The sequence below is a fragment of the Fulvivirga sp. genome, assembly GCF_040220315.1.
In the GTDB taxonomy this organism is placed as follows: domain Bacteria; phylum Bacteroidota; class Bacteroidia; order Cytophagales; family Cyclobacteriaceae; genus Fulvivirga.
Map to the genome: position 1 here is coordinate 1 of NZ_JAVJUY010000146.1, position 11,127 is coordinate 11,127.

At 38.0% G+C, this 11,127-nt stretch carries 12 protein-coding genes and 1 pseudogene; 7 read left to right on the plus strand and 6 right to left on the minus strand.

Going from position 1 to position 11,127, the window contains the following annotated elements; all coding sequences use genetic code 11:
* Positions 1–343: pseudogene (locus tag RLO81_RS06780) on the plus strand (alanine racemase); the annotation flags it as partial.
* A 36-nt stretch (positions 344–379) separates the two neighbouring features.
* On the opposite strand, the gene RLO81_RS06785 reads toward RLO81_RS06780, so the two are convergent.
* Entirely contained in the window at positions 380–775 is a 396-nt protein-coding gene (locus RLO81_RS06785; protein WP_350109079.1) for a TerB family tellurite resistance protein, read from the minus strand.
* Positions 776–1,006: 231 nt separating this feature from the next.
* Between RLO81_RS06785 and RLO81_RS06790 the strand changes: the two genes are divergently transcribed.
* Both RLO81_RS06790 and RLO81_RS06795 read left to right on the plus strand, forming a co-directional pair.
* The gene (locus RLO81_RS06790; protein ID WP_350109082.1) at positions 1,007–1,687 is read left to right on the plus strand and encodes a head GIN domain-containing protein; all 681 of its coding nucleotides are present in this window, start codon (positions 1,007–1,009) and stop codon (positions 1,685–1,687) included.
* Positions 1,688–1,747: 60 nt separating this feature from the next.
* Positions 1,748–2,230: a DUF2062 domain-containing protein gene (locus RLO81_RS06795; protein ID WP_350109085.1), complete on the plus strand. Its 483-nt coding sequence runs from the start codon at positions 1,748–1,750 to the stop codon at positions 2,228–2,230.
* On the opposite strand, the gene RLO81_RS06800 is transcribed toward RLO81_RS06795, so the two are convergent.
* The 5 genes from RLO81_RS06800 to aepX all read right to left on the minus strand — a co-directional run bounded on the left by RLO81_RS06800 (position 2,217) and on the right by aepX (position 8,220).
* Positions 2,217–3,965: an LTA synthase family protein gene (locus tag RLO81_RS06800; protein ID WP_350109088.1), complete on the minus strand. Its 1,749-nt coding sequence runs from the start codon at positions 3,963–3,965 to the stop codon at positions 2,217–2,219. The two genes, RLO81_RS06795 and RLO81_RS06800, sit on opposite strands and share 14 nt — an antisense overlap.
* A gap of 126 nt (positions 3,966–4,091) precedes the next feature.
* On the minus strand, positions 4,092–4,748 hold the full coding sequence (locus RLO81_RS06805) for an HAD-IA family hydrolase (RefSeq protein WP_350109090.1): 657 nt from the start codon (positions 4,746–4,748) through the stop codon (positions 4,092–4,094).
* Positions 4,749–4,751: 3 nt separating this feature from the next.
* On the minus strand, positions 4,752–5,495 hold the full coding sequence (locus RLO81_RS06810) for a phosphocholine cytidylyltransferase family protein (protein WP_350109093.1): 744 nt from the start codon (positions 5,493–5,495) through the stop codon (positions 4,752–4,754).
* Positions 5,488–6,621 (minus strand): phosphonopyruvate decarboxylase, encoded by a 1,134-nt coding sequence (aepY, locus tag RLO81_RS06815; protein WP_350109096.1) that lies wholly within the window; start codon positions 6,619–6,621, stop codon positions 5,488–5,490. Before aepY ends, RLO81_RS06810 begins: the two co-directional genes overlap by 8 nt.
* 3 nt (positions 6,622–6,624) lie before the next feature.
* The gene (gene aepX, locus RLO81_RS06820) at positions 6,625–8,220 is read right to left on the minus strand and encodes a phosphoenolpyruvate mutase (protein WP_350109099.1); all 1,596 of its coding nucleotides are present in this window, start codon (positions 8,218–8,220) and stop codon (positions 6,625–6,627) included.
* 154 nt (positions 8,221–8,374) lie between these two features.
* Here aepX and RLO81_RS06825 point away from each other — a divergent pair, with 154 nt between their 5' ends.
* From RLO81_RS06825 to RLO81_RS06840, 4 genes are all read left to right on the plus strand, one after another.
* The gene (locus RLO81_RS06825; protein WP_350109102.1) at positions 8,375–9,376 is read left to right on the plus strand and encodes a CDP-alcohol phosphatidyltransferase family protein; all 1,002 of its coding nucleotides are present in this window, start codon (positions 8,375–8,377) and stop codon (positions 9,374–9,376) included.
* Positions 9,363–9,695 (plus strand): hypothetical protein, encoded by a 333-nt coding sequence (locus tag RLO81_RS06830; protein WP_350109105.1) that lies wholly within the window; start codon positions 9,363–9,365, stop codon positions 9,693–9,695. The genes RLO81_RS06825 and RLO81_RS06830 overlap by 14 nt, the downstream gene beginning before the upstream one ends.
* Positions 9,696–9,698: 3 nt before the next feature.
* The gene (locus RLO81_RS06835; protein WP_350109108.1) at positions 9,699–10,460 is read left to right on the plus strand and encodes an aminotransferase class V-fold PLP-dependent enzyme; all 762 of its coding nucleotides are present in this window, start codon (positions 9,699–9,701) and stop codon (positions 10,458–10,460) included.
* A 55-nt stretch (positions 10,461–10,515) separates the two neighbouring features.
* A partial coding sequence (locus RLO81_RS06840; protein ID WP_350109111.1) for a hypothetical protein occupies positions 10,516–11,127 on the plus strand: 612 nt, incomplete at its 3' end.

The window sequence follows — 11,127 nt, forward strand, 5'->3', positions numbered from 1 at the left end:
GAGCGATATTGCGGTATCTGTAGCTTGCCCTGTAGTGGGAATGAAGAAACGAGAATATCAATTAGTCATTTATGGTGGGGCTGTACATTTTTCAAAGGACTACAGTGAAAAGTATGACTTTGGACAGGTGGTGAAGTACGAAGAAGAGGGGTGGAGTTTAGTGAAAGGCGCAACCCTTAAAAGACTTTCTCAAGAGCATGGCATTGTCAGTTTTACTGATAATGGTATTGATAATTTTAAAATTGGAGACGTTTTAGGAGTCTTGCCCATACATTCGTGCCTAACAGCCGATTGTTTGAAGGGTTATCAAAGTAATGGAGGAGAGATCGTAGATCATTACTAAAAAAAAGCGTCTCGAAATAGAGACGCTTTTAAAATGCTATGCTAAATACTTTTGTGCTTTCTTTTTGAGTGCGTCACGATCTGAGGTGATGGACGGATCGCTGTATATCTTGGAAGACAATTCTGCAATTACTCCTTTCCTATAGCCAAGGCGCGAGGCAATGTCTTCACAAAAGACGATCTCACTTTTGAATACCTGTCCATCAATTTTCATCATTTGCACAACATGATAAAGGTGCTCAAATTTTTGATCATCGGTTAGAGTACTTAAATCGCCAATAGGTTTTCTAGGGTTTTTAAGCATTTCATCGATTTCTTCTGCGGGGACACCATTAGAAACACCTATCATTTTTATCAGTTTAGCTTCTTTATCAGCAACATGATTGTCGCTGGCAGCCAACTGTATTAATACGTTTAATTGTTCCTTTACCATTTTATCCTAATAATTTTGTGCCTTTAAATTTAATTTAATATCAAGACCAATATAATCAAATTTTTTGTTTGTCGAATCTAAAAATGTAAAAAAGACGGTAGACAACCATTGTAAGAGGAAACAAGTAAATAGAACCGAAGTAATGATATAATTTTAATTATCATTGTTAGACATGAGATGCAACTATAGGAAAATACACTGGTCTTTTGGTCAAATGAAATTATTTAAGCTATGAAGAACTACATTTTAAGCCTTATTATTTTAAGTTTCTCGATAGGATCTTTTGCTCAGGATGTGGAGGAGAGAAAATTGCCATCTTTTGATGAGGTGCAGGTGTCTCAGGGTATTGATGCTTACCTTCAAAAAGGCACAAAAGAATCCATTAAAGTAGAAGTAAAAGGTATTCCTTTAGAAGAAGTGCTTACTGAGGTTTTTGGAGACCGTTTAAAAGTGCATTTGTCAAGAAATAGATGGCGTGATTATTCGGTAGTTGTTCATATTACTTATGTTAAGCTCGAGGAAATTTCTGCCAGCAGTGCAGCGAATGTGGTAGGAAGAAATAAAATTCAATCCGATAGGTTAATCTTAGATGTATCCAGTGCAGCTGATATAGAAGTTGATGTTGATGTAAATGAATTAACTGTTGATGCTTCGAGTTCGGGCGATGTTGAAGTTTCTGGTAAAACAAAATACCTGGAAGTAGATGCCAGTAGTGCCGGTGGGGTAGATGCTTATGATTTGGAAGCTGAAATTGTTCGAGTGGACGTAAGCAGTGGTGCTGATGCCCGTGTGTATGCAACAAAAGAGATTAATGCCGAAGCAAGTAGTGGCGGAAGCGTTAGATACCGAGGAAACCCAGGTAAATCAAGATCCGACACCAGCAGTGGTGGATCGGTAAGAAAATCCAACTAAATATTAAACCTGCTTTGTGGCAGGTTTTTTCTTTTTATCATTGCCAAAGATTAATTCTATATGGCAAAGTCTTTCCGGGATAAGATTGATAAAAAGATAATCAAGCCAATTTTAGGCTTCCTGAAACAAGGAATGACACCTACTAAGCTGGCATTATCTATTAGCTTAGGGTTTTGTTTTGGGTTGTTTCCTATTGTGGGTATTACTACGCTTTTGTGCCTGGTAGCCGCATTTATTTTTAAGCTGAACCTTGCGGCCATTCAGTTAATCAATTACATAGTATATCCACTACAACTCATAATCTTAATTCCATTGATTCATTTAGGATCGAACGCCTTGGGAGTTAATCCTATTCCTTATTCAATTCAGGAAGTAATTAATTTAATTAATTCAGATTGGTTGCAGGCCTTCAAATTGCTTTGGAAAGCCACACTCATGGGCATGTTTGCCTGGCTGATTACAATAGTGCCCATTAGCTTTATAGGCTTTTTTATTTTGCGAAGCGTTTTTCTAAAATTGGCCGGTACCTCTAGCGGTGATTGAAATCGAGATAGAGTTTTTGTAAATAAGCCCGCCCTTTTTCTTTAGATGTTTCGTTAACTCCTTGAGCCTTTACGAATTGTTTTCCGGTATTGTCGTAAATAACCTTCTCATTTTCAGATAAGTAACCAACACCATTATTGTATATAAATACTGCGAACGGCTCTAAATTAATTGAAAACATGTTACTGCTGAAAGTGTATGAAGAGTCTTGAAAACCTAATTGTGCGAACAAGGTATTTGCAATATCAGTATGGGTGCCATAGTTATGAACAACAGTATCTCTTTTGTTTATTGCACCACCTAACCAAAGCATAGGAATTTTAAACCTGTCAGGATTCGAGATACCTTCATTGCCCGGCATAAAGTGCCCATGATCAGCTGTGATAATGATGAGGGTACTGTCCCACCAGTTTGTCTGTTTCGCTTTTTCAATAAACTCACCCAGGCTCTTATCAGTATAATAAGCAGAGTTTTTAAACATGCTTTCATTGTCATCACCTTTAATAACAGTTTCCATAGGCACTTCAAATGGCTCGTGACTACTTTGGGTCATCATAATCTTAAAGAATGGCTCTTTCACTTCATTTGCTTCTTCTAAAAACTTGTTAAACACAAAATGATCATGAACACCCCATTTAGATGTATTGTGTTCTGGGGGGAAGTCCTTGCTATGGGTAACGTTATCGAACTGTCCGTTTGTTAAATAGGATTTAAAGTTCGCATAATCGATATTATAGCCATAGGTAAATTCGGTAGCATAACCGCGAGCCTTTAGGTTTTTGTTAATATAAGGTAGTGTACTGGTCTTTTTCGGGAATTTAATAATTGAACCCAATGGCTGCCTTGGATAACCGTTGAGAACGGAAATAATTCCCATATCAGTCCTGTCTCCCGATGAATAAAAATTATCGAACAGAATGCCTTCATGCACTAATGAGTTGATGTTAGGTGTAATGCCGGGCAGCCCTCCTAATGGCTCAATAAACCGGAATGAATAACTTTCCAGCATAATGATCATTACATTAGGTTTTCCAACATTCAGGAACTTCTGACCTGTTGTATCTTGTACTATTAACTCATCAAAAATTTTATCTGTTAAATCACGTTCAAGATAATTCTCAGGATATTTCAAGCGATTGATTTTTCTAACAGCATAGCCAAAATTATACACCACATTAATGGCAGTATGGTTGGCAAACATGTTCGATTCATGGAAGTAAACAGTGCCTGTATTTATGGGAGCCACACCTGTTGTGCCTCTGATAGGTGCAATTAAAAGTCCAGTAAGTATTAGTATAATTAGGCTCGATTTATAATCAGACTTTTCAATATTGCTTATACTATTGGCTATATATTTTTGATACCCATAAATAGCACCAACAAAGAACAGCAGCCAGAAACCTACCATGATTATTGTCGTCAATAAATCACCTGATCCGGCAGCTTCTTTGCCTATGTATAGCAGGGGCGTGGCATCCATTCTAAAGCTCCAATGGCTGTACAGCTCCATATCTAATACAATAATAAATGAGCTTACAAAAAGTAACAGTGACGTGTAAGCCAACAAACTTATTTTTAAAACTTTCGAGTTGAAATAAGTGGTGAGCGTAATTAGTAAACCAGGTATGAGTGTGAAGTACCCTGCTACAGTTAAGTCTAATCGTGCCCCATTTAGCATAGCTAAAATAATTTCTCCAAAACCCATAGAAGCAGTATTATCATGTTGGTAAATCATGAAAAACACTCTGGAGATTTGAAAAAACAAAAACCAGAACAAAAAATAGTTCAGAAAAAGCTTAATACGTGATGCCATGTTCAAATTTTCCGCAAAGAAAATGCTATTCCTTGGGTCTTACAAATATCATTTACTATTAGTTATTAGTAAGGTAATTAATTCGTGTGGCTCATGTATCAAATAGTCGGGTTGGTATGATCTGAGCACCTTTTCTGTATGAAAGCCCCATGCCACGCTAATGATTGGCAGTCCACATTTTTTGGCCGCCTCTATGTCCCGGGTTTCATCACCAATTAATAGAACTTTGGCTGAATCCAATTTCGTACTCTTTAAAAGTGACCTGATTGTATGGTATTTTTTGAACAAGCGAGTGCCAGTTGAATAATAAGTGAAGCAATCTGACAGCCCTTGATTATTAAGAAAAGCCATGGTGTTTTGTCTTGAATTGCTTGTGACAATACCCAGTTGATAGTTCACGGATAATTGCTTAATTACCTCATTTATACCCGGTATTGGCTGCAATTCATGGATGCTTTTTGACAGTCTTTTTCGAAAAGCCGATGCCACAAACGGCAATTTAACTAATGAAATGCCAATGGCTTTAATGGCATTTTGGGTTGATAAATTTCGATAAAACTCCAATTCTTCTTTGTTGGAAATTTGTTTGTATCTGTATCTGTGAGATAGTTGGTTAGCTACTTTTATTCCTAATTCAAGTGTATCAGCAATGGTACCATCAAAATCAAAAATGATGGTTTCGATATTTTTTAGCTTGTCCGGCAATAGTTACTGATCTCGTTGCTGTATGAGTGGGTACACCTTTTCTAGTGCTCTTTGAAGATGGTTTTCGTCATCAATTTCGCACCAGGCCAGGTCCTCTACTTTTTTTATAAAGATATCTTTTGTCTTAGAAATACCAACAAAATCATCTTCATAATGAAAGCTACGATCGCCTTCACTGTATAAGCTGGATGCGTAATCACACATTGACAAGAAAGTTGAGTTGGAGATTTTGCTGATACCCACCAGCTCACCGGAAATATGATTAAGCTCGGATGTGTTTTTGCTCATATTCACCAGGTTTGAGTTGTCATCAGCTTCAATGTATACCTCGTCATTTGAATTGGTTTGTCCACTGGCTAAGATGATGTCAGGGTGATTATCATCCATAATTTCTGATAAGGCCGCTTTTTCGTATAGCAAATCGCCTTCTAGCAATAAGAAATCTTCGTTGATTAAGGATCCTAAATTGTACAATGTGTACATGCTGCCGGTTTTGGCAAAATCACCGTTCCTGTGGGTGATTATTTGAGGGTAATCGATTTTGAGATTATCGAAAAACTCGTTCAGGTAGCCTGTTCCAATGATGATTTTTGAGATACCCACCTCCAGCAGGTTTTCGATGGAACGATGAATTAATGTTTTGCCATCTATTTCTAAAAATGCCTTAGGTTTTTCTTTTGTACGGTCCTTCAACCTGCTGCCAAGCCCGGCAGCCAGAATTACTGCTGTTTTAATCTCACTACTCATCAGTTTTTAAAAAATTCATGAGCCGCTCTTTCACTTCGTATGGCTTAATGGTGGGTCTGCCCAATTCTTTTGGGGAACCTTTGGCAATTTTCAAATGTATAAATGTTGCTTTTTGGTTAGCCGACCAATTGTTTAACTCTGCTTTTAATTCAGCCAGTGTGTTCACTTTAATAGCTACAGGATAGCCCGTTGCATGAGCCACCGTAGCAAAATCAATATTTGGAGAAATGGTTGCCTGGCCTCCAGTGGAGTCGTGCGTAGTGTTGTCTAATAAAATATGAAGCAAGTTGTCTGGGTGATAGTATCCATTTGTTCCAAAATTCCCCATTCGCATTAGCGCAGCTCCATCACCATCAATAGCCACTGATTTTTTGGTGTTAGCGGCCAATGCCAAACCCAAAGCCATTGAGCTTATGCAGCCCATTGAACCCACCATGTAAAGGTTGTTAGGCTTGTCTTCAATTTCAAACAACTCGCGCCCGGTTTTACCAGTGGTAGCCAATAAGGCAGTTTTACTATCGGCCCAATCGCTTATTGTTTTCAATGCCTCAGTTCGGGTAGGAAGTGCCTCTTCCTTTTCTGAATGTTTTAATTCTTTAGCAAACGTGGTAGAAACGTTTTGTGGCTTTAGTGTTATTTCATCAAACGTACCTTTCTTAACTACGAAGAAGAACGTTTTATTATTTTCAATCGCCTTATTTGCTCTGATGAGCTGGTTTTTTGCCTCATCCAAATCGTTGGATAAGTACTCCCATTCCACTTTCATAGAGGTTAGCATGTCTCCAGTAATTTGTCCCATCAGTTCGTGCTGAGGCTCATCATTCAATCCAGCTTCGCCTCGTAAGCTCACAAAGCCCAAAACAGGCAACTGAAATGAGTAGTTTAAAGAGGTAAGGGGAGAAGTAGCATTGGTTAATCCAGAGTTTTGCATTAGAACCACTGACTTCTTGCCTGCTAAATAAGCACCGGCTGAGGTAGCAACAGCATCACCCTCATTCGCAGCCATCACATAATCGCATTCATTAATTGCATAATTAATAAGATACTTTAGAAATGAGCACGGTACCCCGCTGTAAAAATCGAAACCTAACTCTTTTAATGCTGAACCAAATTGTTGCGTATTCATTTCTTAAATTCTGAGTTTACCTGCTTCCTGATAATCTACCATTGTATCAACATCTAGCCATGCACCACTTATGTATTTCACCGCAATGGTATGTTCTTTAGCTATTTCATTAAAGAGGTCAGTACATGTCATTTGTTTGAAATTCTTCTCTTTGCTCAATGTATCCAACGCTTGTTTTACGATCGTTGATCCCGCTGAATTTACTTTCCATAAACCAATAAACTCTCCATGGGCTTTCTTATCAAGTTCAACACCCATAGATTTAAATTTAGCGGTTCCTCTGAAATTCTTCTTGCTGTATTTCTTGCTGGCACGTACCAAATCTTTATCACCAGTTGGTTTTTTACTGTCTGCATCAACAATTAAAGTGATGTCGTTGGTATCATTCAGTAACTCATGAAGCACGTATTTCTTGAAAATGATATCTCCATAACTTATTACTGTATTTTCTTTGATTTCATCTTTAGCAAGGTATAATGAGTACAGCTCCTTCGTGCTTGCAAAATCATCATTATCAACAGTTTTTATATTGCCCAGTTTAATTTTATCCTTAGCAAAACCTCTCACAACGGTGATGTCTTTAATCCCGACCTGATTGAATTCATCTATTTGAGTGTTAAGCAAAGTCTTTCCATTCACCTCTAAAAGTGTTTTTGGCTTGTCTTTCACCAATTCACCTAAAGAACCCTGGCTCGCAGCCAATATTATGTTGTTTACTTTCTTACCAGTTGTTGGCAAGTATAATTTCTCTGCTTCTTTCAACTCATCGGCTCCCTGAATTCTAAATACTTCAGAAACTGTTACCACATTGCCCTCAACGTTGATCAGTGATTGCTCATCATAAATGCGCTTCGTTGTGTCTTGCATCACTTTGATTGAAGCCCGCATATTATGATTTGCCCAAATAGCCATGCTTACGCCTAACTCCCTAAAATGATCGGTGGGTGTAGAATAGTATTTTGTTGGTACAATAATCACCGGGCATCTATTGCCCCATTCTTTCATAAAAGCATCCACATCTGAAGAATCTGCCTTTTTACTATGGCAAAGGATTGCATCAGCTCCGGCATTATGATAGGCATCAGCTCTTCGTAGTGCTTCGTCTAATCCCCAACCTGCAATAAAAGCCTCCAGTCTTGCTACCACTGAAAAATCAGGGTCTTGTTGGGTATCTTTTGCTGCCTTTATTTTTCCAGAAAATTCATCGATATCTGCTAAAGGTTGGTTTTCACCACCTATAAATGAATTGGTTTTAGGAAAGAGTTTATCTTCAATACATACAGCAGCTATATCTCGCTGTTCAAGCTTTCTCACTAACCTTCGCATGTTGTTGAAGTTACCGTACCCTGTATCTCCATCCAATAGGATTGGAATAGTGGTAGCATCACTCATAAACTCCAGAACATCAAGTACTTGTGTCCAAGATGCTTCATTATTATCTCTTACGCCAAGGGCCGCAGAAATAGAAAGGCCACTACCCCATATTCCTTTAAACCCGGCTTCTTCAACTATTTTTGCTGAAAGCCCATTATGAGCTTCCATTATAAATTCTAACTCCCTACTCAGGAGCATATTTCTAAACTGCTTCGTTTTTTTCATAAGGCACAAATATAGAAGGATTTTAGTCTTTCGGGGTAAATAACTGCCGATTGGAATGCGATTAATTATGCAATCGTTTGTTACTATTTTACCTTAGGTTCGTAATTTAATTCCTATTCGGATGTAAGGTCAATTTTGATTTTATTTGCAGTCCATGAAGCCGTATGCATATCAGTGTAAAGACTATTCTTTACTCACACCCTTGTTTAAGAAGATATTTGTAGAGCCCGTTATTGGATTTATTCCCTGGGCTATTCCTGCCAATATCATAACGCTTATTTCCAATAGCTTTTTTTATGTGGCGCTTTATTTTTCATTTGACATTTCCCTTTTAGGAAATGCTACTTACTACGTGATAGCTTTATTATTGCTATTATATTTAATTGGTGATCATTTAGACGGAGCTCAGGCTAAAAGAACCAAGACAGGCTCGGCCCTTGGTGAGTTTTGTGACCATTATTTGGATGCTTTCAATAATGGAATTTTGATGCTCATCCTCTTTAATCTTTTTGCGGTAACGAATCCATACTTAGTTGCTTTGGTACTTGTAACATCGTATTGCGCACATGTGATTGTATTTTATGAGCAGTTTAAAACGGGTTGGTTGATATTTGAAAAAATGGGATCGTTGGAGGGTGTAATTCTTGCAATATTTATCATACTTGGGGCAAGCATATCAGCTGTTTATAATTTTTATGTGAGCCCCATTCTTTTTGGCTATTCTGCTATGGAGATTTTGTTGGTGGCCATCAGTATAGGAGCAGTTGGTACTTTTGTCAAGACTATTTTAAGAACACCCAATGTTCGTTACAGTATTTGGATGTATGTAGTCATCGTTTCCCTCATAGCTTACTTAGGCAATTATATATTCAGCGTTGCTGAGTTAACTACAGTAATAACATTATACTCATCGTTGTATCTGGGCAAGATAATGCAAGGCCATTTAATAGATGGGATTGAACGAAGCCCTGGTTTATTTACGCCACTATTTCTTATCATAATTTTGGGAGTTCCTTCTTTGTATGAAGGCAATACGCTCACTGTTTTAATTATCTATTTGGTGGTTAGTATTTTATTATTGATTTATAGAACATTCCAATCCCTGGGTAACTATTGGGTTTGGACCAATCCTCGCTTACAAAATGAAAATAGTTGATAGAAAAATATTGTTAAATCCCGGTCCTGCTACTACTACCGATACAGTAAAAAATGCAATGGTGGTGGAAGATATTTGTCCGCGTGAAGAAGAGTTTGGCAGCCTAATAGAAGGCATTAAGTCTGACCTGGTGAAAGTTGTACACGGTGAAGGTGTATACAAATGTGCACTTTTTGCAGCGAGTGGAACCGGGGGATTAGAAGCAGCTATTACGTCAGCCGTACCAAATGACAAGAAAATTCTAGTGATTGAAAATGGTGCGTACGGGGCGCGTATGGTTAAAATTGCCGAGACTTTTGGTATTGAAGTAGTTCAATAACAGTTGGAGTATGGTGATTATATCGATACTGCGAAGGTGGAGGAATATATTAAAAACGATCCTGAAATCAGCCATTTAGCGGTTGTGCATCATGAAACCACTACTGGAATGTTAAATCCTGTTCAGGAGATTTGCGATATCGCTCATGCCAATAAGGTAGAAGTGATTGTAGATTGCATGAGCTCTTATGCAGGAATACCAATCGACTTAAGAAAGTGGCAGGCAGAATATGTGATTTCTTCATCAAACAAATGTATACAAGGCATGGCCGGGTTGGTGTTTGTGATTTTTAAGGAATCACTGCTGCCTTCGTTGGCCAATCAAAAACGATCATTTTACTTCAATATTTACAATCAATATGTTGGGTTTGAAAAGACTGGGCAGATGCAGTTCACACCACCAGTACAGGTGTGCTATGCGTTAAGACAGGCCATTGATGAATATTTCGCTGAAACAGAGCACGGTAGGTGGGCCAGATATCAAAATAACTGGGAAGTATTGGTGGAAGGTCTTCAAGATTTAGGGTTTTCCTTTTTGTTACCTTATAATCAACAGTCTAAAATTCTTTTAGCCATTATTGAGCCTAAAAATGAGAAATATGATTTCGATGCAATGCATAACTACCTGTACGAGAGGGGCTATACAATCTATCCTGGCAAAGGTGCAAAGAAGTCAACATTCAGGTTATCTGTTTTGGGAGACTTGCACGAAAAGGATATCAAGGGCTTTTTAAGTGAATTGAAGAAGTATATGAATACCTTATAATTTTTATTTTAGAGGGTATTTGATTAACTTATCTGATTCAAAAATCCATCTAATCATGAAAAAGTTATTCATAAGCCTGTTTGGTCTCTTTGCGCTATTCACATATTCATCTTGTGACGATGAAGAGGAAACTGCCGTTGTTAATCAAATAGTTGTACCAGAAAGCTTTACTGTGGATATTCCAACTTCCATTAGTTCGGACGCTAACGGAGGACTTACAGGAAGGACTGATGGCGATGGTGATGGGATTATTGAGGGGAATGAAATATATCAGGCTGTGCCATTTTTTATTTTTATAGGAGAAGAAAGCGCACGAATTATTGAACTGATATTTCCTATCGCTGCAGCGCTTGAGCAGCAAAACGTTCAAACTTTAGTTTATAATAGTGATGATGACGGCCGAGATAAAGAAGTGACCATCAATAGAAATGTGACACGGGGTGGAAAAAACTATGCTTACGAGTTAACAACTTTTGATGTACAAGATAATGCCCAGGCACTGCAAATGCTATGGAATACTGAGCCGGTTGAAGGTATTGCGATCATTAGTCCGTATCAAATAGACCATACCGATGATGCAGAACCAGATGCGCTTTTGCGTATAGATTATACTGAGGATGATCCTGATTACGAAGCTACAATGACAGTATATATTTCCGGCATAGAC